Annotated in this window: 23 protein-coding genes; 10 read left to right on the top strand and 13 right to left on the bottom strand. The window is 69.1% G+C overall.

Annotation, left to right across the window (positions count from 1 at the left end; translation table 11 throughout):
- The first annotated feature begins 2 nt into the window (after positions 1-2).
- Positions 3-2,705 (top strand): hypothetical protein, encoded by a 2,703-nt coding sequence (locus tag ACIQF0_RS24355; RefSeq protein WP_401032757.1) that lies wholly within the window; start codon positions 3-5, stop codon positions 2,703-2,705.
- A 109-nt stretch (positions 2,706-2,814) separates the two neighbouring features.
- Positions 2,815-3,234, top strand: a complete 420-nt coding sequence (locus ACIQF0_RS24350) for a hypothetical protein (protein WP_401032755.1) — start codon at positions 2,815-2,817, stop codon at positions 3,232-3,234.
- A gap of 15 nt (positions 3,235-3,249) precedes the next feature.
- Here ACIQF0_RS24350 and ACIQF0_RS24345 read toward each other — a convergent pair whose 3' ends face one another.
- The 5 genes from ACIQF0_RS24345 to infC all read right to left on the bottom strand — a co-directional run bounded on the left by ACIQF0_RS24345 (position 3,250) and on the right by infC (position 6,333).
- A complete protein-coding gene (locus ACIQF0_RS24345; protein ID WP_401032833.1) occupies positions 3,250-4,167 on the bottom strand; it encodes a S41 family peptidase in 918 nt (305 codons plus the stop codon).
- A 1-nt stretch (position 4,168) separates the two neighbouring features.
- Complete coding sequence (locus ACIQF0_RS24340; protein WP_401032831.1) at positions 4,169-5,011, bottom strand: TrmH family RNA methyltransferase; 843 nt, start codon at positions 5,009-5,011, stop codon at positions 4,169-4,171.
- A complete protein-coding gene (rplT, locus tag ACIQF0_RS24335) occupies positions 5,008-5,397 on the bottom strand; it encodes a 50S ribosomal protein L20 (protein WP_319976984.1) in 390 nt (129 codons plus the stop codon). Before rplT ends, ACIQF0_RS24340 begins: the two co-directional genes overlap by 4 nt.
- A 79-nt stretch (positions 5,398-5,476) precedes the next feature.
- On the bottom strand, positions 5,477-5,671 hold the full coding sequence (gene rpmI / locus ACIQF0_RS24330; RefSeq protein ID WP_030481724.1) for a 50S ribosomal protein L35: 195 nt from the start codon (positions 5,669-5,671) through the stop codon (positions 5,477-5,479).
- Positions 5,672-5,721: 50 nt separating this feature from the next.
- Positions 5,722-6,333 carry a translation initiation factor IF-3 gene (gene infC, locus ACIQF0_RS24325; RefSeq protein WP_360046850.1) on the bottom strand — a complete coding sequence of 204 codons (612 nt, stop codon included), beginning with the start codon at positions 6,331-6,333 and terminating at the stop codon, positions 5,722-5,724.
- Between the two features lie 287 nt (positions 6,334-6,620).
- Here infC and ACIQF0_RS24320 point away from each other — a divergent pair, with 287 nt between their 5' ends.
- A complete protein-coding gene (locus ACIQF0_RS24320; RefSeq protein WP_090012317.1) occupies positions 6,621-6,962 on the top strand; it encodes a DUF1844 domain-containing protein in 342 nt (113 codons plus the stop codon).
- On the opposite strand, the gene ACIQF0_RS24315 is transcribed toward ACIQF0_RS24320, so the two are convergent.
- From ACIQF0_RS24315 to ACIQF0_RS24290, 6 genes are all read right to left on the bottom strand, one after another.
- Positions 6,956-7,615, bottom strand: coding sequence for a hypothetical protein (locus ACIQF0_RS24315; protein ID WP_401032754.1), 660 nt, complete (start codon positions 7,613-7,615; stop codon positions 6,956-6,958). The two genes, ACIQF0_RS24320 and ACIQF0_RS24315, sit on opposite strands and share 7 nt — an antisense overlap.
- Positions 7,612-8,202 (bottom strand): hypothetical protein, encoded by a 591-nt coding sequence (locus ACIQF0_RS24310; RefSeq protein ID WP_401032753.1) that lies wholly within the window; start codon positions 8,200-8,202, stop codon positions 7,612-7,614. Before ACIQF0_RS24310 ends, ACIQF0_RS24315 begins: the two co-directional genes overlap by 4 nt.
- 77 nt (positions 8,203-8,279) lie before the next feature.
- The gene (locus tag ACIQF0_RS24305; protein ID WP_401032751.1) at positions 8,280-8,429 is read right to left on the bottom strand and encodes a hypothetical protein; all 150 of its coding nucleotides are present in this window, start codon (positions 8,427-8,429) and stop codon (positions 8,280-8,282) included.
- Positions 8,430-8,535: 106 nt separating this feature from the next.
- On the bottom strand, positions 8,536-8,916 hold the full coding sequence (locus tag ACIQF0_RS24300) for a RidA family protein (RefSeq protein WP_030481733.1): 381 nt from the start codon (positions 8,914-8,916) through the stop codon (positions 8,536-8,538).
- Between the two features lie 11 nt (positions 8,917-8,927).
- Entirely contained in the window at positions 8,928-9,674 is a 747-nt protein-coding gene (locus ACIQF0_RS24295) for an IclR family transcriptional regulator (RefSeq protein ID WP_360046846.1), read from the bottom strand.
- Positions 9,675-10,640, bottom strand: a complete 966-nt coding sequence (locus ACIQF0_RS24290) for a sugar kinase (protein WP_360046845.1) — start codon at positions 10,638-10,640, stop codon at positions 9,675-9,677.
- A gap of 97 nt (positions 10,641-10,737) precedes the next feature.
- On the opposite strand from ACIQF0_RS24290, the gene ACIQF0_RS24285 reads away from it, so the two are divergent.
- The 4 genes from ACIQF0_RS24285 (at position 10,738) to ACIQF0_RS24270 (ending at position 17,303) form a co-directional block, all read left to right on the top strand.
- Positions 10,738-12,018 (top strand): amino acid deaminase, encoded by a 1,281-nt coding sequence (locus tag ACIQF0_RS24285; RefSeq protein WP_401032749.1) that lies wholly within the window; start codon positions 10,738-10,740, stop codon positions 12,016-12,018.
- Between the two features lie 13 nt (positions 12,019-12,031).
- Positions 12,032-13,615 (top strand): amidohydrolase family protein, encoded by a 1,584-nt coding sequence (locus ACIQF0_RS24280; protein WP_401032747.1) that lies wholly within the window; start codon positions 12,032-12,034, stop codon positions 13,613-13,615.
- On the top strand, positions 13,612-15,015 hold the full coding sequence (locus ACIQF0_RS24275; RefSeq protein ID WP_360046842.1) for a gluconate:H+ symporter: 1,404 nt from the start codon (positions 13,612-13,614) through the stop codon (positions 15,013-15,015). Before ACIQF0_RS24280 ends, ACIQF0_RS24275 begins: the two co-directional genes overlap by 4 nt.
- Positions 15,016-15,212: 197 nt before the next feature.
- Entirely contained in the window at positions 15,213-17,303 is a 2,091-nt protein-coding gene (locus ACIQF0_RS24270; protein ID WP_401032745.1) for an alpha-galactosidase, read from the top strand.
- A gap of 48 nt (positions 17,304-17,351) precedes the next feature.
- Here ACIQF0_RS24270 and ACIQF0_RS24265 read toward each other — a convergent pair whose 3' ends face one another.
- Together ACIQF0_RS24265 and ACIQF0_RS24260 are read right to left on the bottom strand one after the other, a co-directional pair.
- Positions 17,352-18,515 (bottom strand): hypothetical protein, encoded by a 1,164-nt coding sequence (locus ACIQF0_RS24265; RefSeq protein ID WP_401032744.1) that lies wholly within the window; start codon positions 18,513-18,515, stop codon positions 17,352-17,354.
- Between the two features lie 72 nt (positions 18,516-18,587).
- Entirely contained in the window at positions 18,588-19,748 is a 1,161-nt protein-coding gene (locus ACIQF0_RS24260; protein WP_401032742.1) for an FAD-dependent oxidoreductase, read from the bottom strand.
- A gap of 76 nt (positions 19,749-19,824) precedes the next feature.
- Here ACIQF0_RS24260 and ACIQF0_RS24255 point away from each other — a divergent pair, with 76 nt between their 5' ends.
- The 3 genes from ACIQF0_RS24255 to ACIQF0_RS24245 are packed head-to-tail and all read left to right on the top strand — an operon-like array spanning position 19,825 to position 22,893.
- On the top strand, positions 19,825-20,421 hold the full coding sequence (locus ACIQF0_RS24255) for a TetR family transcriptional regulator (RefSeq protein ID WP_401032740.1): 597 nt from the start codon (positions 19,825-19,827) through the stop codon (positions 20,419-20,421).
- Between the two features lie 34 nt (positions 20,422-20,455).
- Positions 20,456-21,706 (top strand): VWA domain-containing protein, encoded by a 1,251-nt coding sequence (locus ACIQF0_RS24250; RefSeq protein WP_401032738.1) that lies wholly within the window; start codon positions 20,456-20,458, stop codon positions 21,704-21,706.
- The gene (locus ACIQF0_RS24245) at positions 21,703-22,893 is read left to right on the top strand and encodes a vWA domain-containing protein (RefSeq protein ID WP_401032736.1); all 1,191 of its coding nucleotides are present in this window, start codon (positions 21,703-21,705) and stop codon (positions 22,891-22,893) included. Before ACIQF0_RS24250 ends, ACIQF0_RS24245 begins: the two co-directional genes overlap by 4 nt.
- The last annotated feature ends 2 nt before the right edge of the window (positions 22,894-22,895 follow it).

The raw sequence follows: 22,895 nt of genomic DNA, 5'->3' as shown, positions 1-22,895 counted from the left end.
ACATGGCCGACTTCACCGCTGAAGACGCGGAGAGGGCGTTCCTGGAGGCCTACAACATGCCCACGGGCATGCCGAAGCACGAGGCGCTGGAACGGGCCGCGCGCATGTCCGACGCGCTCGGGCACCTGCCGCTCGGGGTGTCGTGCCGGACCGCGCTGATCGACTCGGCCTACTACCTCTCGCGCTACGACCTGATGCTCGCGCCGTTCGCGTGGGTGCGGGCCGCGGAGGAGAAGGATCCCGAGGCGTTCAACGAGTACGAGGTCCACTCGCTGAACTGGGCGCACAAGTGGATCGCGACGGGCCTGCGCCGGGACCCGAAGTTCTCGCTGGAGCAGCTGCAGGCCGTGATCGGGCAGCTCGCGGACCGCTACGGGAAGCTCGGTTTCTCGGTGCAGCCGGTGCACGGCGCCCGTGCCGAGTACGCGTACCACATCGGTGACATGGTCGGCCTGGCCGAACAGCTCGGGCGTTACCTCGCCACCGAACGCGGGCCGATGGCGGACTGCGAGGCCTGCGTGATCGAGGAGCAGGTCTGGATGCTGGCGCGGCTGGGCCGTCATCAGGAGGCCGCCGCGCACGGCTGGGAGGGCCTGTCGGGCAACACCGGCTGCGCCACGCAGCCACAGGGCATCCTGTCCGCGCTGCTGTGGCCGTTGCTGGAGACCGGTGAGGTCGAGAAGGCCGCGCACGCGCACACCACGGCGTACCGCTTGATCAAGGACGACGAGATCACGTCGTACGTGCACGAACACATCCGGTTCTGTGCTTTGACGGGCAACCTGTCGCGCGGCGAGGACATGCTGCGGCGGTCGCTGCACAAGGTGACGGGCGTGCAGCTGCCGGCGGACGAGATGTCGTTCGCGGAGTGCGCTTCCGTTCTGCTGCGGCGCCTTCCGGCCGACACGGTGTTCGAGGTCCCCGCCGTCGGCACGCGGACGGCCGCCGAACTGCTCGAGCGGCTGTCGAAGCGCGCGATCCAGCTGGCGAAGCAGTTCGACGAGCGCAACGGCACGTCAGCGTGGGTCGACCGGCTCACGCAGTCGTTGGAGCAGAAGGACTACCCGGCGGTCGAGCTCGCGGTGCCGGCCGCACCGGTGGCCGCTCCGGTCGAGGAGTCCGTCGTGTTCGGCGACCCGGTGGAGATCGCCGAGTCGATGGTGCTGCTGTACGAGCAGGGCGACTTCGTGAAGGCGCGGCGGATGCTCGACTCGCTGCCCGCGGACATGGACTCGTTGCTGCCACCCGATCTCGCGGCGCACGCGGGCATCCGGCGGATGACGACCGGGCTGGTGCAGTTCGACCCGGCGGCGTTCGACGAGATGCTGACGGCGCTGCCCGCGGACCTCGCGCTGCGGTACCAGGCGCGTCTCGCGATGGGTCTCGCCGGCGGCCTGGAACTCGCCGAACGGTGCCTGGCCGAGGCGACGACGGACTACACGCGGACGGTCGCGGCGCTGACGCTGGCCGAGTTGCACGACGACGCGCACGCACACGAGCGGGCCGACGAGATGATCGCACTGGCGTCCTCTTTGGACGTTCCGGAGCTGCGCGGCCGGGTCGTGATCGAGTCCGCGGAGCACAAGGCGCGGCAGCAGGACGTCGAAGGCGCGTACGCGGACGTTCTCGCGGCCATGGCGGGCGAGCTGCCGTTGAACGCGCGGTTCGAGGGCTACCGGCTGCAGCTGCGGCTGGAGACCGTGCTGCGCAAGGTCACGGAGGCGGTGGCGACGGCGCGCGCGTTCGTGTCGGCGTTCCCGCTGCCGGAGTCGGCGGAGGCGCGCTGGTACCAGGTCGCGGCGATCCAGGAGCTGGACCAGGAGGGTGCCTGCCTGGGCGATCTCCGCGAGGCCGTGGCGATCTCGCGGGTGCACCTGTCCCCTGGCCACACCGCGCACTTCTGCTTCGCGCTGAGCGGCGGATACGTGCAGACGGACCGGTTCGTCGAGGCCGCCGAGGTGCTCGAGGAGTCGTTGCGGCTCCTGCAGGACGGCCAGGAGGACCTGCGGTTGCAGGTGGTGTTCCGGCTCGGGCAGGTGTGCCGCAAGCTGGGCGAACTCCCGGCGGCCGAGCGGTACCTGCGCGAGGCGTCCGAACTGCTGCCGCCGGAGGAGACGGGGCGGCGGGCGTTCCTGCTCGACGCGCTCGCCTCGGTGCAGGGGCGGCTGGACAAGCACGACGAGGCGATCGCGTCCTGGCGTGCCGGTGCCGCGTTGTGGCAGCAGGAGGGCAACCTCTCGGAGGCGATCGGCTCGCTGGTCGAGCTGGCGTCGAGCCTGCCCGACGACGAGATCACCGAGACGCGCGCGGCCGTGGACGAGGCCGAGGCGCTGCTGCCGTCGCTGGACGACCCGACCGAGGTCACCCGCAGGCAGGCGGAGATCGCCGCGATCCGCGCGTGGGTGCACGGCCAGACCGGTGAGTTCGCGCTGGCGATGAAGCAGTACCGCGACGCCGAGGCGCTGGTGGTGTCGCTGGGCGACGAGGGCTGGCGGGTGTTCGTCGTGCTGAAGGCGGCGCACGTGCTCCTCAACGCCGACGACGCCGAGGGCGCGGAGACCGAGGCGCGCCGGGCGGCATCGCTGCTGCCCGACGACAACCAGGTCTCCAACGTGCTCTCGATGTTGTCGGAGGCGTTGCGGCGCCAGAACAAGCCGTCCGGCACCGATCCGCTCGTGCGCGAGTTGACCGCCCGGCTCGACTAGTCGCCGAGCGGAGTTCTCCTTCAGAATCAGCTTCCGACGTGACGGGGGCTGATTCTCGAGCCGCCGCGCGGTTTCGGCGCGTATTTCTTGGGGGTTGACCATGGTGGACATGTGGATGTTGTCCGTTGCCGCGGCACTCGTCGATTCCGTGGAGGAGTGGGACTCCGCGGCTCTGACGCAGCTGGAGGAAGCGGTCCGTGCGGTGCCCGGTCTGAGCGATGCGCTGGATGCGGCTCGCGCGGGAGAGGAGTCCGACAGGATCCACCTCGCGGCGGAACTGGCGAACGGCCTCAAGGCCGCCTATGACGGTGGTGGCGCTTTCTCCGTCCTGCTCGACACCGTCTGGCCCGAGGTGCTGTTCGGTCCCACGGCGAAGAAAGCGCACAACGTCAACACCGGCGCCATCCACGGCAACCTGGTCCAGCTGGGTGTTGTCGGCTCGATCACCCTCTCCGATCGGCCGAGCTCGGCACGGTCACGATTCCCGTTCTTCAGCTCTGGCCGACGCGCCAAGAAGCAGCGCCCGTGACCGGACGCCGGCACATCAGCGAGACAGCGCCTTCTCGTAGGCGACCTCGAAGGCCTCGTCCGCGGGCACGCTGATGTGCGGGACGACGCCGACGCCTTCCCAGTTGGTGCCGGAGACCGGGTTGATGGCGCGGCCGTTGGGAATGGACGACTTGAGGTGCGGGCCGACCCGGTAGCGGTCGCCGGGGTGGGCGCCGCCCTTGGTGGTCTCACCGACGAGGGTCGCGCGCTCGTTCTGCTGGAGGTCGTAGCTCAGTTCCTCGCCGCCGGAGAACGTGCGGGCGCTGGTGAGGACGTAGACCGGCTTCGTGCCGCCGAACTTCGGGCCGGGCACGTGCGGGAGCGTCCGGAACTGGTAGGTGGCGTCTTCCGGGCGGTTGTAGATGTCGTTGAGGTGCACGGGTTCGTCGAAGAGGTAGCTGCAGACCAACGCGACCGTGTGCGGGTCGCCGCCGCGGTTCTCGCGCAGGTCGATGATCAACGCGTCGGTGTGCGCGATGAGGTTCATCGCGGCGACGTAGGCCGGCGTGGCGATCTCGGCGTCGTGCAGCAGGCGGATCTCGAGCAGGCCGACGTTGCCTTCGAGCCGCTCGACCTTGTGGATGCCGAACGCGTCCTGCTCGGCCTCCTTCTTGTAGGCCACCGGGTCCCAGGCCGACTCCTGGCCGGTCTCGGGGACCTCCTCGACGCTGTGGAGCAGGCGGAGGTGCTTGTCGCCGTTGACGCTCTGCAGGTCCGCGGTCACCTTGGCCGCGAACTCCTCGTCATCGTCCACATCGGAGTAGGCGCCCTCGCCGAGGCGAGCGCGCAGGACTTTCGCGATCTCGTTGGCAGTGTCCGGAAAGACGTAGTAGGAAGCGAGCTGGGAGCACAGAAGTTCGATCTCTGATTCGCGCACGGGGCGCACAGTAATCGCGCGCCTGGCACCCGTCAGCTCAATTCCGCTGGTCCCTGGCGGAGGCGTAAAGGCAGACAGCGGCCGCCGTCGCGAGGTTCAGGCTCTCGGCGGCGCCGTACAGCGGCACCTTCAGCGACGTGTCCAGCTTCGCCACCACGTCGTCGGGCAGGCCGTGGGCCTCGCTGCCGAACACCCACGCGGTGGGCTGCGCGAGGTCGCCGTTCGCGGAGGCCTCGACCAGGTCCTGTTTCGCGTAGCCGTCGGCGGCCACGAGCCTCAGGCCGGCCTGGCGGCACGCGGCGAAGACCTCGTCGGCGTCGCGGGACCGGGCGATCGGCAGGTGGAAGAGCGAGCCGGTGGAGGCGCGCACGCACTTGCCGTTGTGCGGGTCGACCGTGTCGCCCGCGAAGATCACCGCGTCTGCACCGGCCGCGTCCGCCACGCGCGTGACTGTGCCCGCGTTGCCGGGATCGGAGACGCCGTAGAGCACGGCGACGAGACGCGGGGTGCCTTGCAGCGCCTGGTCGAGAGGCTGCGGGACGGCGTCGCAGACCGCGACGATGCCCTGGGGCGTCACGGTTTCCGACAGCGAGTCGGCCGCCTTGTCGGTGACCTCGCTGATCCGGATGCCCTGTTCCGAGGCGGTCTGGAGCAGTTCGGCGTTGCGCTGCGCGGCCGTCGCCGTGACGAAGAGTTCGTGCACCTCGCCGCCCCGCCAGGCGAGTGCCTCACGCACGGCCTGGGCGCCCTCGACGAGGAAACGGCCCGCCTTGTCGCGGCCCTGGCGGCGGGTCAGGTGGCGAGCAGCAACGACCCGAGGCGTCCGTTCGGTGAACGGATCTGCCTCGGGTCGGTGGTGCGCGCGAGCGTTGTCGCTCAGGCCTGGCTCCCGGCCGGAGCGTTCACGTCGGCCGGGAGCGCCTTGCGGGCGATCTCGACGAGCGCCGTGAAGGCGGTGGCGTCGTGGACGGCGAGGTCCGCGAGGATCTTGCGGTCGACCTCGACACCGCCCAGGCGCAGGCCCTGGATGAGGCGGTTGTAGGTCATGCCGTTCGCACGGGAGGCAGCGTTGATGCGCTGGATCCACAGCTTGCGGAAGTCGCCCTTGCGCGCACGGCGGTCGCGGTACGCGTAGTTGAGCGAGTGGAGCACCTGCTCCTTGGCCTTGCGGTACAGCCTCGAGCGCTGGCCGCGGTAACCGCTCGCCAGCTCAAGAACGGTACGACGCTTCTTCTGGGCGTTTACAGCCCGCTTGACGCGTGCCACGGGTACATCCTGTCGATCTCATGGGGAAACCGGCGTCGGGGGCCGGTTTCCCGAATTAGCTAGGGGGTGTCGAAGCGGGTCAGAGACCCAGCAGCTTCTTGATGCGCGGAGCGTCGTGCTCGGACACGACCGCGGTGCCGCTCATGCGACGCGTCACCTTGCTGGACTTCTTCTCCAGGATGTGGCGCTTGCCGGCCTTCTCCCGAAGGATCTTGCCGCTGCCAGTGACCTTGAAGCGCTTCGAGGTCCCGCTGTGCGTCTTGTTCTTCGGCATTTCCGTCCTCGTCTCGTGCTACCCACCGGGTCCGGGGGCGGGCGTGCGTCCTACGCCTCTTCCGAAGCGGTGTCGTCCGCCTCGGTCGCGTCGTCGTCCTGCTTGACCACGCGCGGCTTGATGTTCTTGTGCGGCGCCAACACCATGATCATGTTGCGGCCGTCCTGCTTCGGGTTCGACTCGACGAAGCCCAGCTCCGCGACGTCCTCCGCCAGCTTCTGCAAAAGCCTGTAGCCGAGCTCGGGGCGCGACTGCTCGCGACCGCGGAACATGATGGTCACCTTGACCTTGTTCCCGTGCGAGAGGAAGCGGGCCACGTGGCCCTTCTTCGTCTGGTAGTCGTGCGGGTCGATCTTCGGGCGGAGCTTCTGCTCCTTGATGACCGTCAGCTGCTGGTTCCGACGAGACTCGCGAGCCTTCTGCGCCGTCTCGTACTTGAACTTGCCGTAGTCCATGAGCTTGCAGACCGGCGGGCGAGCCTGAGCGGCGACCTCGACGAGGTCGAGATCCGCTTCCTGCGCGAGTCGGAGCGCGTCCTCGATGCGAACGATCCCGACCTGCTCACCATTCGGCCCGACCAGACGAACTTCCGGCACCCGAATGCGGTCGTTGATGCGCGGCTCGGTGCTGACGGGTGCACCGCGGTTCGAGGGACTTGTCATTCACGTCCTTTGAGACTCGGTTGCGCCAAAAACAAGAGCCCCGTCACCGTCTCCCGGTGAAGGGGCCCGCTTCCGACCGATCTCACACCAGAACCGCTGACACCCGTGTGCCGGTAGCCTGGTGGACCGGACCCGGCCACCTCAAGAAGCGGTGAACGCGGGTGGGAGCGGGGCTCCACTTGCCGCTCTCGCACTAACGAGAGCTGGTCGCGTCCGAAATACTAGCAGACGCTCTTGTCAACCCCCGAATCGCGGCCCTGTGACGTCCGCTTGCTTGAATGTAGGGCGTGACCGATCCGCTTGAAGACAGCATCCGTGACCTGGGCGATGTTCCCAGCATCGAGGTGATCAGCCGGGCCGCGGTGATGCTGCTGTCCGCCTCCGCGGAGCGCCTGGGCCTCGCCGACCCGGACCCCGACAACTCCCCGCGCCGCGACCTCGACGAGGCCCGCCGCCTGATCACCGGCCTCGCCGGCCTGGTCACGGCCACCTCGGAGTACCTCGGCCCGCACGCGGCCCCGTTGAAGGACGGCCTGCAGTCGGTGCAGCGCGCGTTCCGCGAGGCCTCCGCCGTGCCGGACGAGCCAGGCCAGGGTCCCGGCGAGAAGTTCACCGGTCCCGTCTACTGATCCGCCCTGACCACGACCGGCTCCCACGGCTCCGCCCTGACCTGGAACACCGCGCTGGCCCGTTGCCCGGTGGCGGCACGGAAGGTGATGGCGGAGCCGTTGTGGAGCGGTCCCACCTCCAGATGCTCGACCGGCGGCTCGTCGTCGTACTGGGAGAGCCCGAGCACCCGGCTGCCCGGCACCACGGACACCGTGAGCTGCTCGATGACCGCGGGCCCGCCGAAGTAGCTGAGCCGGAACTCGTCGGGCGCGCCGGGCGTGATGGCGAACGTCGGCATGCCGCTGCGGCTGCCGCGCGAGGCGATGACCTCGACGAGTCCGTTGACCTGCGCCGTCATCTGTTGGGCGATGAGCTGCGCCTCGTCGGCCGTCACCCGTGACGCCGCGGCCGCCTCCGCCGCCTTCCCGACGGCCTCCTCGGCCTTCGCGGCGGCCTTCTTCGCCTCCTCCGCCACGTTCTTGGCCTGGAAAGCGCTCGCCGTGGCCTGCTCGACGGCCTTGCGCGCGGCCTGCGCCTCCTCCTGGGCCTTGGCGGCGGCCTCCTGAGCAGCCTTCGCGGCGTCCTGGGCGCGTTTCGCCTCGCGGGCCTGCCACAACGACACGGCCACCGCGCACATCGCCACGACCGCGGCGATCACCGACAGCGCGATCATGCCCGCACCCCCACCGACGCGAGCTGACGTCGCGCCAACTCGTCGATGACGTCCGTGTCGCCGGTCCGCCAGGCCACCGCGGGATCACCGTCGAACTTGCCGAGCTCCCGCGGCGACAACGATGTGAGCGCTCTCAGGGCCAGCAGGTCGGGCTTGTCCCGCAACCGCGCGGTGTTGGCGGCCTTGCGGGCGTACCGAAGCCTGATCGGCAGCCACGTGATGAGCAGGAACAGCACCGGGATGACCACGAGCGCGGTGGCGAGCCAGAACGCCGAGTCCTGCACCACGCCGATCTGCGCGTTGCCGGCGTTGGTGAGCGTCTCGCCGGCCTTGCTGCCGTTGCCGAGCGCCCCCGCCAGGTCCTCACCCACGAAGGGCACACCCCTGGCCTTGCCGGCGGCGTTGGTGAAGGCGTCCCTGATGCTGCCGCCCGCGCTGACCAGTCCATCTCCCGGCGCCCGCAGTTCGAGCACCCAGTCGTGAACGGTGGTCGCCACCCAGATCCAGAGCGCGACCCAGCCGACGGCGAGGAGGTCGGCGATCAGTTGACGCGTGAACCTGACCGGTCTGTCCGCGTACCACTTCATAAGCGGATGCTGCCACAACGGTCAGCGGGGTCTTACCGCTGTGAGCGGTAAGACCCCGCGACGCTGTCGCGAACGCCTCAGACGGCGTGCAGCACAGCCGCCACGAACGCCTCGGGCGCCACCGGACCACGCGGGAAGTCGTGATCGGCATCGAGCCAGCCAACGTTGAGCATCTTCTCGTCGGACTCGAAGTACTCGTACGGCGAGAGATCCTGGTAGTAGGTCATCTTCGCGCAGCTTCCAGTTGTTCGGTGCTTTCACCGCGGGGCCTGTCGCCGCCACGAAAAGAGGCACCCTCCCGGCAGGAGGATGCCTCTTGCGACGAGCGGTGGATCAGTCGACGACGGCCAGCGCGTCGATCTCCACCAGCAGGCCGGCGGGCAGCCCGACGTAGACGGTGGTGCGGGCGGGCGCCGGGTCCGTCACGAACTCGCCGTAGACCTCGTTCAGCTCCGCGAAGTGCGCGGTGTCGGTCAGGTAGACGCGGATCATCACCACGTCGTCGATGGACGCGCCACCGGCGGCGAGCACGGCGTGCAGGTTCGCGAACGTCTGGCGCGTCTGCTCGGCGACCGTGGTGCCGACGATCTCGCCCGACTTCGGGTCGAACGCGACCTGGCCTGCCACCTGCAGGATGTTGCCCTTGCGCACACCCTGCGAGAAACGGGCCACCGGCTGCGGAGCGTCAGCGGTCTTGATCTCAACCTTGGACAACGTAATTCCCCTTATCTTGGAACATAACCGCATTCGACTGATGCAGCTTCGGCGGTGGCGAGCAGGTCTGGCAGGTGCGACAGCAGGCCGTCGAAGTCCAGCAGCACCTTCGGCACGGACATCGACACGGCCGCGAGCACCTCGCCGCGCGCACCCTTGATCGGGGCGGCGATGCAGTGGATGAAGTCCTCGTGCTCGGAGTTGTCGACGGCGTACCCGTTGGCGCGCACGCGTTCCAGCTCGGCCAGGTACGCGGTCGGGCCGATGATGGTGTTCGCGGTCAGGCGCGGGAACTCCATGCCGGCCAGCACCTTCTGCAACGCCGGAGCGGGCAGGTCGGCCAGCAGGATCTTCGCCACGGCCGTGCAGTGCAACGGCGCGCGACGGCCGATGCGCGAGTACATCCGCATCTGGTGCCTGGACTCGTACTTGTCGATGTAGATCACCTCACCGTCCTCGTAGGACGCGAGGTGGACGGTGTGGCCGAGCCGGGAGTTCAGGTCGCGCAACGCGGACTCGGAGGCGCGGCGGACGTCGCGTTCCTCCAGGGCCAGGTTCGCGAGGTCGAACAGCGCGGTGCCGAGGCGGTAGTGGTGCACGCCGTCGCGCTGCACGAACCGGTGCGACTCCAGCGTGCGCAGCAACCGCAGCGTCGTCGACTTGTGCACGCCGATCACGCCGGACAGCTCGTCCAGCGTCTTCGGACCCGACGCGAGCTGGTTCACCAGCGTGAGCGCGCGGTCGAGGCTCTGGCTCATCTACACCTCCAGGCGGGCGGACGCCCACGTCTGCGGATCGGCGTGCAGCAGCGGATCTGTCACGTCGTCCGGCAAAGGATCTCCGACGTCCTCCGCGGTGAGCAAAGCGGACGCCGCCTGCAGGTGCCCGGCGCGCAGCCGCACCGACGGACTCTCCCCCGCCAGGGTGGCCGCGAGGAAGCCCGCCGCGAACGCGTCGCCGGCGCCGACCGGTTCCACGACCTCGACCTTCAGCGCCGGTTCGAAGTGCGACGACCCGCCTTCCAGCAGCGTCGCGCCGTCGGCACCCTGCTTGACCACCAGCGACCTCGGGCCGGGCAGCAGCTGCCGCAACCGCGCGGGATCGCCCGTGCCCCACACCAGTTCCGCCTCGTCGGAGCCGGCCAGCACGACGTCGGCCATGTCCGCGAGTTCCCGCAGCACGCGCGGGTCGCGGTCGGTCCACAGCGCCGGACGCCAGTTCAGGTCGAACGAGATGCGGAACCCGTGCCGCGGCCGTCGCAGCAACTCGCGCATCATCGCGAGGCACGAGTCGGACAGGGCGGGCGTGATCCCGCTGAGGTGCACCAGCTTCACCTCGCCGAGGCCGAGCCGGTCGATCATCTCGAGCCCCATGCCCGACGCCGCCGAACCGCGCCGGTAGTAGCGCACCGGGCTGCCGTGCGGCGAGGCCTCCTTGACGTAGAGGCCGGTCGGGCGGGACGGGTCGATCCGCACGCCGGACACGTCGACGCCGAAGCCCTTCACCGTGTCGAGCACCGCGAGCCCGAACGAGTCGTCGCCGACCGCGCTGACCCACGAGGACCGCACGCCGAGGCGGGTCAGGTGCATGGCGACGTTGGACTCGGCGCCACCGACGGCCCGGTGCCAGGTGCGCACCAGATGCACAGGACCGGGTTCAGCCGGAACCATCATCACCATGGTCTCGCCGAGACACACGACACCGCCGACGTGTTCGAACCGCATGCGTGCTCCAGAGGTGTTCGTTGACGGCGGCGAGTACGAATGCTACACAACACGGCATCACATCGCGCAATGGGAGTTGCAAAATATGCAACATCTGATGGAGATGGACCTTTCGGCCGTCGCGGACATCAGGTCGGAACACGTCAGCTGGCGCTTCAAGGGCCTGCCGTCGAGCACGTTCGGTGCGACCATCGGCGAGGTCGCCGAGCGGCGCCTCGACCTGTTCGCCGACGAGTTCGTCGGCCCGCTCGTCGTGCTGGACGCGGACGCGTTGACGCACAACCTGACGACGATGTCCAAGTGGTGTGACAACCACGGCGTGAAGCTGGCACCACACGGCAAGACGACGATGGCGCCGCAGCTGTTCCAGCGGCAGATCGAGCACGGCGTCTGGGCCCTGACCGCGGCCAACGCGTCGCAGCTGCGGGTCTACCGGGCGTTCGGGGTGAGCCGGATCCTGCTGGCGAACCAGTTGCTCGACCCGGCGGCGTTGCGCTGGCTGGTCGCCGAACTGGACAGCGACCTGGGCTTCGAGTTCAGCTGCTGGGCCGACTCCGAGGCCGGCGTCGCGCTGATGAGCGAGACGCTGCAGGAACTCCAGCCGTCACGGCCGGTCGACGTGATCGTCGAGCTCGGCGCTCCCGGAGGACGAACGGGCGCGCGGGACCTCGAGACGGCGCTGGCCGTCGCGCGGGCGGTGGCCCAGAGCCCGGTGCTGCGGCTGGTCGGCGCGGGTGGCTACGAGGGCGCGCTGGCGCACGACGCCTCCGAGTCGTCGCAGTCCGTTGTGGACGGCTACCTCGACGACCTGCGCACGCTCGTGCTGCGACTGGCCGACGCCGGACTGTTCGACGAGCTGGACTCGGTCATCGTCACCGCCGGCGGCAGCGCCTACTTCGACCAGGTGGCGGCGACGCTGGCCAAGCCGTGGCCGATGCCGGTGACCCCGGTGCTGCGCAGCGGCGCGTACATCACGCACGACGACGGTTTCTACCGCGGGATCTCACCGTTCTCACGCATCGAGGGCGTCGAGCCGTTCAAGAGCGCTCTGCGCGCGTGGGCCCAGGTGACGTCACGGCCGCAGCGCGACCTGGCGCTGCTGACGATCGGCAAGCGCGACGCGTCGTTCGACGAGGGTCTGCCGGAGCCCCAGCTCGTGCGCCGCGGTGACGGCGCGATCGCCCCGCTGACCCAGGCCCGCGTCACGGCCCTGAACGACCAGCACGCGTTCCTGTCGCTGGGGCCGGAGTCCACGGTCCGCGTCGGCGACTGGATCGGGCTCGGTCTCTCACACCCCTGCACGGTGTTCGACAAGTGGCAGCTCATCCCGGTCGTGCAGGGGACGACCGTGGTCGACCTGATCCGCACCTACTTCTAGAAGGAGTGCACCGATGGACGACGTCGTCCTGCGCGGACCACTGATCGCCGACGGCACAGGCGCACCCGCTCACCGGGCGGATGTGGGGATCAAGGACGGCGTCATCTCGTCCATCGGCACCGGGATCTCGGCCACGCGGTCGATCGACGCGGACGGGCTGGTGCTCGCGCCGGGGTTCATCGACATGCACTCGCACTCGGACCTGCGGATCCTCGCCGAACCCGACCACCTGGCGAAGGTCTCGCAGGGCGTCACGACCGAGGTGCTCGGTCAGGACGGGCTGTCGTACGCGCCGGTGAACGACGAGGTGCTGGCGACGCTGCGGGGCCAGCTCGCCGGGTGGAACGACGACCCGGCGGGCTTCGACTGGAACTGGCGCTCGGTCGGCGAGTACCTCGACCGGCTCGACCAGGGCATCGCGGTGAACGCCGCCTACCTGGTGCCGCAGGGAACGCTGCGGATGCTGGCCGTGGGCTGGGACGACCGGCCGCCGACCGAGTCCGAAATGGACACGATGAAGGCCGTTCTCGCGCGGTCACTGGCCGAGGGCGCTTTCGGCATGTCGTCCGGGCTCACCTACACGCCCGGCATGTACGCGGACACGTCCGAACTGGTGCAGCTGTGCGAGGTGGTCGGGCGGCACAACGGGTTCTACAGCCCGCACCACCGCAGCTACGGCGCCGGCGCGTTGGAGGCGTACGCCGAGATGGTGGACGTCTCGAAGCGCTCCGGCTGCCCGTTGCACCTCGCGCACGCCACGATGAACTTCCCGGTGAACAAGGGCAAAGCGCCCGAACTGCTGGCACTGCTGGACGACGCGATCGCCCAAGGTGCCGACATCTCGCTCGACACCTACCCGTACCTGCCGGGCGCGACGTACCTGTCCGCGTTGCTGCCGTCGTGGGCGACGGAGGGCGGACCGGAGAAGGCGCTGGCAAGGTTGTCCGATGTGGACACCCGCGAGAAGATCCGCGCCGAGATCGAGGAGACCGGCTCGGACGGCTGCCACGGCGTGCCGGTCGACTGGGACTCCATCGAGATCAACGGCGTCCGCAACGACCGCAACGCGCACCTGGTCGGAGCCAGCGTGCACAGCTCGGCGCTGCGGCTGGGCCGTTCGCCCTCCGAGCTGTACTTCGACGTGTTGGTCGACGAACGCATGGGTACCTCGTGCCTCATGCACGTGGGTCACGAGGAGAACGTGCAGGCGATCATGAAGCATCCGGCGCACACCGGCGGCAGCGACGGGCTGCTCGTAGGTGACCGGCCGCACCCGCGCGCGTGGGGCACGTTCCCCCGCTATTTCGCGCGCTATGTCCGCGAACTGGGCGTGCTGAGCCTGGAGGAGTGCGTCGAGCACCTCACCGGCCGCGCGGCCAAGCGTTTGCGGCTCACCGACCGGGGTCTGGTCCGCGAGGGCTACGCGGCCGACCTCGTGCTGTTCGACGCCTCGAGGATCGCCGACACGGCGACGTTCGACCAGCCTCGGCAGCAGGCCGCCGGCATCCCGTACGTGTTCTGCAACGGGGTGACGGTGATCGACGAAGGAACCGCCACCGGCTCATTGCCAGGCCATTCACTCAGGAGCCGCCCGTGATCAACTGGCTGCAACATTCGACACCCGGTCTGCTCACCCTCGCGGTGGTCAGCATCGCGGTGTTGCTGCTGCTCATCATCAAGTTCAAGGTCGAGCCGTTCATCGCGCTGATCGTCGTGGCGCTGCTGGTCGCCCTGCTGGCAGGCGTGCCGGTCGAGGCGCTGGTCGGGTCGGCGCAGAAGGCCTCCGACTCGTTGCTGGAGAAGGGCTTCGGCTCCATCCTCGGGCACATCGCCGCGATCATCGGTCTCGGCACGCTGCTCGGCGCGATCCTCGAGGCGTCCGGCGGCGCGCAGGTGCTGATGGACAAGCTGATGAACGCGTTCGGCGAGAAGAAGGCGCCGGTCGCCATCGGCCTCGCGGGCCTGATCTTCGGCGTGCCGGTCTTCTTCGACATCGGCATCTTCGTGCTCGCACCGCTGGTCTACGTGGCGGCCAAGCGCAGCGGCAAGTCGATCGTGCTGTTCGCCATGCCGTTGCTGGCAGGCCTTTCGGTCATGCACGCGTTCATGCCGCCGCACCCCGGACCGGTGGCGGCGGCCGGTCTGCTGAAGGTGTCGCTCGGCTGGATCATCATCATGGGTCTCGCGGTGGCGATCCCGTCCTGGTTCGTCGGCGGTGTCCTGTACTCGTACTGGATCGGCAAGCGCCTCAACGTGCCGGTGCCGGAGGAGATGCTGGCCGCGGCCGAGCTGGCGCGGGCGGAGAACGGCGAGGACGATCGCGACCCGCCGTCGCTCGGACTGGTGCTCTCGATCATCGGCCTCCCGCTGGTGCTGATCCTCGCCGGCACGTTCGGGTCGATCCTGCTCACCAAGGGATCGCGCCTGTACTCGGTGGCGACGTTCTTCGGCACGCCCGCGGTGGCGTTGACGATCTCGGTGCTGCTCGCGTTCTGGCTGCTGGGTTTCCGGCGCGGCATGACGCGGGAGAAGGTCGCGGAGCTGTCCGCCGCGTCCCTGAAGCCGGTGGCGATGATCCTGCTCGTGGTCGGTGCCGGTGGCTTCTTCGGCGCCGTGCTGGCCGCGACGGGCATCGGCAAGACGCTGGCGAACGAGCTGTCGGGCATCGGCCTGCCGGTGATCGCGCTGGCGTACGTGATCAGCTGCGTCATCCGCATCGCGCAGGGTTCGGCGACGGTCGCGATCGTGACGACCGCGGGCATCGTCGCGCCGGTGGTGGCGGACCTGGGCTACTCGCAGCCGCAGCTCGCCCTGGTCGTCATGGCCATCGCGTCCGGTTCGATCATCGCCTCGCACGTCAACGACGGCGGGTTCTGGATCGTGTCGCGGTACTTCGGCCTGTCGGTCAAGGAAACGCTGCAGTCGTGGACGGTCCTCGAGACCATCCTCTCGGTGGTCGGTTTCGTCGTCGCGGGGTTGCTCAGTCTGGTTGTCTGATCGGGTGCTTCGGCACCTGATCCGCCTGTTCGTGATCGCGGCGGTGGCGAGGAGCTCCTCGCCGCCGCCGTGGTCGCGAAGGCTCTGAAGTGCACGATCTAAGACAGAAATCAACATTTTCCACCGCTTGACAACCTCCCGCCCACATCTGAGGATCGGCACATTGTTCATTTGTGTTTGATGTGGACGGGGCCCGCATGAGCAACACGGAGGTCGTGCACCTGCACGACGACACCTCCAGCGTCGTCATCACCCTCGCGGGCGCGAGCCTGCCTGTCGTGGCGCACTGGGGGCGAACGCTCGGAGACGTCGATCAGGCCGCGTTGAACGGCCTCGTCGACGCCGTCTCGTGGACCAACCCGAACAACGCGCCGGACGACCCGGTGCCGCTCGCGCTGCTGCCCGACGCAGGTGCCGGCTACGTCGGCAGGCCGGGCCTGCGCGGCCACCGCGGCGGCGAGCACTTCGCCCCGGCGCTGGCCGTCACGTCGTTCTCCGGCGAGGACGGCTCGATCTTCCGCTACGTCGCGTCGGACGAGGCCGCCGAGCTGACCGTGAGCGGCACCGTCGAGCTGCTGCCGTCCGGGATGCTCCGGCTCCGGCACGTCGTCCGCAACGACGGCACGACGCCGTACTCGTTGGAGGGCCTGGAAACCGCGCTCCCCGTCCCCTCGCACGCCGCCGAACTGCTCGACTTCACCGGCCGCTGGGCTCGCGAGCGCGCGCCGCAGCGGCAGGCGTTCCACTACGGCTCGTGGGTGCGGGAGAACCGTCGCGGCCGCACCGGACATGACGCGACCATCGGGTTGCTGGCCGGCACGCCGGGATTCTCGTTCCGCGACGGCGAGGTGTGGGCGCTGCACGTGGCGTGGAGCGGCAACCACGTGACGTACGCGGAGAACCTCGTCGACGGCCTGCCCGTCCTGGGTGGCGGCGAACTGCTGCTGCCGGGTGAGATCACGCTGGCGCCGGGCGAGGAGTACACCTCGCCGTGGCTCTACGCGGCGTATTCGAGTGCGGGCATCGACGGCATCAGCGCCGCGTTCCACCGGCAGCTGCGGGAGCGGTCGCTGCGGCCGCGCCCGGTCGTGCTCAACACGTGGGAGGCCGTCTACTTCGACCACGACCTCGCGCGGCTGACGTCGCTGGCCGACACCGCCGCGGCCATCGGGGTCGAGCGGTTCGTGCTGGACGACGGCTGGTTCCGGCACCGCCGCGACGACTCCGCCGGCCTGGGCGACTGGTACGTCGACGAGACCGTGTGGCCGGACGGGCTGACCCCGTTGATCAAGCACGTCCGCGCGCTCGGCATGGAGTTCGGCCTCTGGTTCGAGCCGGAGATGGTCAACACCGACTCGGACCTCTACCGCGCCCACCCGGACTGGGTGCTCGGACCGCGTCCCGGCGTGCTGCCTCCGCCGTCGCGCAACCAGCAGGTGCTGAACATCGCGCACCCCGAGGCGTACGCGTACATCCTCGACCGCATCTCGTCCGTGTTGTCGGACAACGACATCGCGTTCGTGAAGTGGGACCACAACCGCGACCTGATCGGCTCGCGGGTGCACGAGCAGACCGCCGCGTACTACCGGCTCCTCGAAGAACTGCGGCTGCGGCACCCGCACGTGGAGATCGAGAGCTGCTCGTCGGGTGGCGGGCGGATCGACCTCGGCGTGCTCGCGCACACCGACCGAGTGTGGACGTCGGACTGCAACGACGCCCTGGAACGCCAGCTGATCCAGCGGTGGACCGGCGTGTTCCTGCCGCCGGAGCTGATGGGCGCGCACGTCGGCCCCACGAAGTCGCACACCACCGGACGCGTGCACGACCTGTCGTTCCGCGTGGCCACGGCGCTGTTCGGGCACTTCGGCATCGAGTGGGACATCAACTCGGCCACCGACGAGGAACGGGCCGGGCTGCAGGCCGCGATCGAGTACTACAAGGACGTGCGGGCGTTGGTGCACACCGGTGTCACCGTGCACTCCGACCACCCGGACCCCTCTGCCTGGGTGCACGGAATCGTTGCGGCCGACCAGTCCGAGGCTCTGTTCGGGTACGTGCAGCTCGCGACGTCGGTGCAGAACAAGCCCCGCCGGGTGCGGCTGCCCGGACTCGACCCGGCGCGGACGTACCGGGTGTCGTTCGACGCCCCGGCGGGACGGCCCAGGCTGATCCAGCGGCTGCCCGCGGACTGGAAGTCCGTGGAACTGCCCGGTTCCGTGCTGTCGGAGGTCGGGATCCAGCTGCCGGTGCTCGAACCGGAGCAGGCACTTCTGTTGCGTCTCAAGTGAAAAGAGCCCCGGCGGGAAAAATCCCGCCGGGGCTCCTTCTCTCCCCTGTTACTGGCCGGCGCGACTTCCGTCGGCCTTGGTCGCCCACCACTTTCCGCCAACGCCCTGCCCGTTGGCATCACCGCAGACCTTGTCCCCTGCGAACAGGTACTGCGGCCACCCCGCGATGGTGAGCTGTTTCTTCCCGTCCCGCTCGATCGTCCCCACGAGTGCGGCGTCCACGCCCTGCACCTGGAAGCCCTCGCTGACGAAGGCGGGCGGCCATTGCCCCGCGCAGTCGCCGGAGCAGGTGCTCGTCGGCGGTTCCGCGGAGTCGTTGTCGAACCGGTAGAGCGTCATGCCGTCGGAGTCGGTGGCGACGACGCCTAGGTCCCCGACGGTCGCGCTGGTCAACGCGATCGCCTTGTTCTGCTGGGCCTTCTTGCCATCGGTGGCCGTGGCGAACCACTTCGGCACCGTGACGCCCTTGGCCTCACCGGGCTTGCTGTCGTTCTTGAACGTGTACTGCGGCCAGTTCGCGACGGTGAGCTGCTTCTTGCCGTCCGCGCGGGTGACCGTGCCGAGCAGCTTCGGGTCGACGCCCTTGACCCGCGGCGTGTCGCCCTCCACCAGCACCGGCGGCCAGCTCTCGGCACAGCCACCGTCGCAAGTGGACTTCGACGGCTGGGCCGTGTCGCCGTCGAACCGGTAGAGCGTGAGGCCGGCGTTGTTGGTCAGCACCGCTCCCAGCCCGGCGATGACGCCCGTCCGCGCGGCGAGCTGGGTGCGGGCGCCGTCCTTGCCGGTGGCGAACCACTTGCCCTGCAGGCCCTGCCCCTTGGTCTCGCCGGGCTTGGTGTCCTTGGCGAACCGGTACTGCGGCATGCCGTCGACGGTGATCTGACGGCTGCCGTCCTTGCGGACGATGCTGCTGACCAGGTTCCGCTCGACGCCGGTCACACCGAAGTTCTCGTCCTTGACGGTCGCCGGCGGCCACGCCGCGGCGCACTCACCGTCGCAAGTGGACTCCCCCGGCTTGTCGCCGTCGAACCGGTAAAGAGTGAACCCCTCGACGTCCGTGACCACCGGGCCGAGGTCCACGTTCTCGGCGACGTTCAACGCCACCACGGCTTCTTGCTGCTGCTGCGCCACCGGCTTGCTCTCCGGCGTCCCCGCGCAGGCGGTCAGCGAGATCAACCCCAACGCGACGACCGCAACGCTCTTGCGGATCATCATGAACCTCCTGGCTAGTGCCACCCAACGCCACTCACACGCAGAGCGGGCCAGAACGGTTCAAACTAATTTTCAGAACATCGCGCGCTTCAACGCGGGCACGGCGCTCGCGGTCCTGAGCACGGTCTTGAAGATGGTCCGCGCGACCGGGCCGCCGTCGGCGAACTGGCGGGCGGCCTTGAGCGAGTCGCGCACGGCCGCGAAGCCGTAGTCGTACATTTCCCTCTCGTACCGGGCGATCGCGTCGCCGCCCTCGGCGATGCACCGCGCGAGCAGCTGTGCGTCCTTGAGCGCGATGTTCGCGCCAACGCCCCTCATCGGCGTCATCGCGTGGATGGCGTCGCCCAGCAACGTGACGTTCGTCGGCTGCCAGCGTTCGATCGGCCTGGACGACCGGATGCGCCACTCACTGATCGTCCCCGCAGGCGAGGCAGCGACGATACGATTCAGCTCGGGGCTCCACCGCGAGATCCGGCCGAGCACCTCGCGACGCAGGTCCTGTCCATCGTGGACGGTCAGATCGGCGGCCGCGTAGGCCCACATCAGGTAGGGACGCACGTTGTCGAACAACGGGTCGTCCTCGTTGTCGGTCACGCCCAGCCCGTCGTGCACGACCAGGAACATGCCGGCCCTGCTCGTCGGGATGATCGAGTTGGCCCTGACGACCAGGCTCCGCGGCACCCAGTCGTTGTCGTCGAGGTACAGCTTCCCGGCGATCGCCGTGACCCCGATCTTCTCCGTGCCCGCGTGTGGCAGGTACTGCTCGCGCACCCGTGACCGGATCCCGTCCGCGCCGACCAGCACGTCGCAGCTCTCGACCGTGCCGTCCTCGAAGTGCAGCCTGATGTCGTCGCCCTGCTCGTAGCGCTCGAACCGCTTGCCGAACCGCACGTCCAGCCCGTCGAGCAGCACCTGCCGCAGCGTGATCCGGCTGGCCGAGTAGTGCTTCTCCTCGTCCGGGTCGAGCACGAGCAGCGGCTTGAGCTGCTCGGTCAGGAAGCCGAACCCGTTCTCGCTGGAGCCCGCACTCCGTTCGAACCGCTCCCAGTTCGCCGCGGGCAAGCACTCCCGCAGCGCAGCGGCACCGTCCGGGTTGATGTGCACCCGGTACCCCTGCAGGCGGTCCGTGCGCGAGAGGTCCCGCTCGTACACCGCCACGTCCACGCCGGCCCTGCGCAACCCGTGCGCCAGGCACAGCCCGCCGATTCCCCCACCGATCACTGCGATCCTCATGCCGTCGAGTTTCAACCGCTTGGTTGATTAAGTCAACCCATTGGTTGATAAAGCACCCGTCGGCTACCGTGTCGCCGTGGATCAACGCCGCTCTCCCAGCGCCTCCGAACGCAAACGCGACCCGGAACGCACGCGGGCCCTGCTCCTGGAAGCGGCCGCGGCGGAGTTCGGCGCGAAGGGCTACGCGGCCACGCGCACCACGGACATCGCGGCGCGGGCGGGCGTGAACAAGCAGCTGATCTCGTACTACTTCGGCGGCAAAGAGGGTCTGTACAAGGAACTCGCCACGAGCTGGCACGGCACCGCCGCCGAGATGGCCAGTACGGAACAGCCGCTGGGCACCGTGCTGGCGGGGTTCGTGCACACGACCCTCACCGACCACGGACGCCTGTGGGCCTGGTCGAACCTCGCGGAGGACAGCCCGCCCACCGACGAGGCGTTCCTGCGCGCCCAGGTCGAGCAGATGCGCGAACGCCAGGAGGCCGGCGAACTGCCCGCCGACCTCGACCCGGGACTTCTGCTGCTGGCACTGATGGCGGCCGCCTCCGCGCCGCTGACCCTGCGGCACACCGCGCGCCAGATCACCGGCGAGGACCCGGCGACGCCGGAGTTCGCCACGAAGTACGCGGAGCAGCTCGCGTCGCTGGTGCGGCACCTGTCCGGCCGAACCTGACTTCTTTCGCGCCCAAACTCGCTACCGTTTTCGCATGGACGAGATCCGGCTGTCCGTCGACGCGGCGAACGAGTTGTCGAAGACGGCCTCCGAGGCGATCCAGAAGGCCCACGAGGAACTCGAAGAGCCCGCCGCGGATCCCAAGTACACGGTGCACCTGGGCAAGGCCAAGGGCGTCATCGTCGGGGACAACGCGCGGCAGTGGAACACGTTCTGGGAACTGCCGAAGAGCGTGCGGCGGCTGCTGATCGTCCTGCTCGCCGGTCTGCTGATCGCCGGAAGCTCGTTCGCGGTGGTGCGGTGGGTCGTGCCGATGTTCGCCCCCGTCTACAAGACGACGTTCCTGATCGACGCCGCCGAGGGTGATCTGGCGAGCGTCACCGGTGCGTTGACGACCGTGGTCGGCAACTCGGGTGAACGCGATTCCCAGTCGTTGCGCAGTTTCGGCGGCGAGTGCGGTTCGGACACGAACACCACGCAGCTCGTCGGGTTCGGCACCGGCAACCGCCAGGAGATCGCCCAGGCCGCGCAGTCGGTGCGACAGGGCGCGAAAGCCACGCTGCAGCGCGGAATCGTCGAGGCGGTCAGCGACTTCACCACGCCGTTCTCGCTGAACGCCAGGCAGGTCAACCGGATCATCGTCGTGACCAGGCACGGCAAGGACGCGTGCGACCCCGACGACGAGTTCGTCCAGTCCCAGATCCGGGACCGGGTCGCGGCGGCCGGGCTGTCGATCGAGTTCCGGTTCATCGGCTACCAGGTCGACGACGGCGGCGACGAGCTGACGGAGTTGGCCAAGCAGCTCAAGCAGCAGGAGCCGACGTTCACGGACTCGCCGGAGGCGCTGAAGCGCGCGCTCGAGTGGTTCACCACCATCGAGCCGGTGCTGCGGTCGTCGCAGTCGGTCGTCAACGTGCTGAACCCGACCGTGGACAAGCTCAACTCGGCGACCGAGGCGATCAAGAGCGGCCGGTTCGACCTCGCCGACGCCGCGATGGCCGAGGCCAGGGACGCCGTCGTCGACTTCGAGATCAAGGACCTCGACGGCCGCACCAGCTCGGCGGAAGCGGTGCGGCTGCGGGACATGGCGGTGCGGTTGCGCACGTTGCAGGCCGCGGTGATCGAGGCGGCGGAGGAGTTGCTCGGCTCGGCTCGTTCGGGACGGAACCTAGCGGAACCGCTCGCCGTCTACTCCGATGCCGCCGACGCGTACAACGCCGAGGCGGGACACATGACGGACGAGCTCACGGCGCTGCGCGCGAAAGGTCCAGGGGGAACGCGATGAAACGCTGGCCGCTGGCGGCAGGTGCCGTGGTTCTGGTGCTGGGGCTGGCGACCGGCGGGGCGTGGATGTCCCTGACGCCTGACCACCGCACGACGTTCCTCGTCGACGCCTCCGAGTCGGCGGACTTCGGCGAGGTGGCCGACGCCGTCGGCGCCGCCGCCTCGAACATGTCCGCCGACGACTCGTTGGCACTGCGCCGTTTCGGCGGCACCTGCGACTCTCCGGACACCTCGGAACTGGTCACGCCCGGCACCGGGCAGGCCGCCGAGATCGCCGGCGCGGCGCGGTCGATCACGCCCAGCGGCAGGGCGACCCTGCTGAGCGGTGTGGTTGCGGCGATCGACGACTTCGCGCGCACGTACCCGTTCCGCGGCTCTGTCACCAACCGGGTCGTCGTGATCGCACGTGGTGGTGCCGACGCCTGCGGCAAGAGCACGGACGAGGTCCGTTCGATCATCAACGAGCACACGGCGCGGGCGGGCGTGAAGATCGACTTCCGGTTCGTCGGCCACCGGCTCACCGCCGAGCAGGTCAAGGTCCTCACCGAGATCGCGGCCGCCACCGACGCGCGGAAACCCGTTCTCACCAAGACTTCCGACGAGCTCGTCACCACCATGAAGGAGATCTCGGTCCCCGCGGACCTCGTCGCCAAAGAGGTGAAGACGGCTCCGTGCGACGGCGTGACCCCCGAAACGCTCGCGGCGGCGCACCCTCTGGGAGCCGACGTGCGCTACTTCGACATCCAGTGCCAGCAGGACAAGTTCGTTCTCGCGAAGGCGAACACCACCGCCGCCCAGTACGACAACCTCCTGCTGACCTTCGAGCTCCAGGGCGACACGTGGAAGTACCAGAGCTCAGGCACTTCGCTGCCGTGCGGCTCGATTCCGCAGGAGGTCTGGAAGCAGTGGAACATGGTGTGCGAGTTCGATCCCGTCGTCTGCCGTGACGGCGAGAGCAAGGTGACGGACCTCGACGGGGTCGGGTGTCCCACGGCCATCGACATCGCGGACCGCTACCGGGCGGCGATCAGCGCGCAGCAGGCACAGGGTCAGGGCCTGTTCTGGGACTCGGGCGAGTGGTCGTGCGCCTGGCCGTACGAGGACGGCTACTCGCATGCCGAGACACCGCTGAGGTGCGTGCGGACAACGGACAACAAGGCCGTGCGGCTCGGCGACTACCAGAGGTGAGG

This window comes from Lentzea sp. NPDC092896 (assembly GCF_044754905.1).
In the GTDB taxonomy this organism is placed as follows: Bacteria; Actinomycetota; Actinomycetes; order Mycobacteriales; family Pseudonocardiaceae; genus Lentzea.
The sequence above is the reverse complement of the archived record's forward strand: the minus strand, read 5'-3'. Positions and strand labels throughout refer to the sequence as shown.

Excerpts from the sequence above, each read along its gene's own strand:
- ACIQF0_RS24355 (WP_401032757.1), top strand. The coding sequence starts at position 3 with ATGGCCGACTTCACCGCTGAAGACGCGGAGAGGGCGTTCCTGGAGGCC.
- ACIQF0_RS24350 (WP_401032755.1), top strand. The coding sequence starts at position 2,815 with ATGTGGATGTTGTCCGTTGCCGCGGCACTCGTCGATTCCGTGGAGGAG.
- rpmI (WP_030481724.1), bottom strand. The coding sequence starts at position 5,671 with ATGCCGAAGAACAAGACGCACAGCGGGACCTCGAAGCGCTTCAAGGTC.
- infC (WP_360046850.1), bottom strand. The coding sequence starts at position 6,333 with ATGACAAGTCCCTCGAACCGCGGTGCACCCGTCAGCACCGAGCCGCGC.
- ACIQF0_RS24315 (WP_401032754.1), bottom strand. The coding sequence starts at position 7,615 with ATGATCGCGCTGTCGGTGATCGCCGCGGTCGTGGCGATGTGCGCGGTG.
- ACIQF0_RS24310 (WP_401032753.1), bottom strand. The coding sequence starts at position 8,202 with ATGAAGTGGTACGCGGACAGACCGGTCAGGTTCACGCGTCAACTGATC.
- ACIQF0_RS24305 (WP_401032751.1), bottom strand. The coding sequence starts at position 8,429 with ATGACCTACTACCAGGATCTCTCGCCGTACGAGTACTTCGAGTCCGAC.
- ACIQF0_RS24295 (WP_360046846.1), bottom strand. The coding sequence starts at position 9,674 with ATGAGCCAGAGCCTCGACCGCGCGCTCACGCTGGTGAACCAGCTCGCG.
- ACIQF0_RS24290 (WP_360046845.1), bottom strand. The coding sequence starts at position 10,640 with ATGCGGTTCGAACACGTCGGCGGTGTCGTGTGTCTCGGCGAGACCATG.
- ACIQF0_RS24285 (WP_401032749.1), top strand. The coding sequence starts at position 10,738 with ATGGAGATGGACCTTTCGGCCGTCGCGGACATCAGGTCGGAACACGTC.
- ACIQF0_RS24280 (WP_401032747.1), top strand. The coding sequence starts at position 12,032 with ATGGACGACGTCGTCCTGCGCGGACCACTGATCGCCGACGGCACAGGC.
- ACIQF0_RS24270 (WP_401032745.1), top strand. The coding sequence starts at position 15,213 with ATGAGCAACACGGAGGTCGTGCACCTGCACGACGACACCTCCAGCGTC.
- ACIQF0_RS24265 (WP_401032744.1), bottom strand. The coding sequence starts at position 18,515 with ATGATCCGCAAGAGCGTTGCGGTCGTCGCGTTGGGGTTGATCTCGCTG.
- ACIQF0_RS24260 (WP_401032742.1), bottom strand. The coding sequence starts at position 19,748 with ATGAGGATCGCAGTGATCGGTGGGGGAATCGGCGGGCTGTGCCTGGCG.
- ACIQF0_RS24250 (WP_401032738.1), top strand. The coding sequence starts at position 20,456 with ATGGACGAGATCCGGCTGTCCGTCGACGCGGCGAACGAGTTGTCGAAG.
- ACIQF0_RS24245 (WP_401032736.1), top strand. The coding sequence starts at position 21,703 with ATGAAACGCTGGCCGCTGGCGGCAGGTGCCGTGGTTCTGGTGCTGGGG.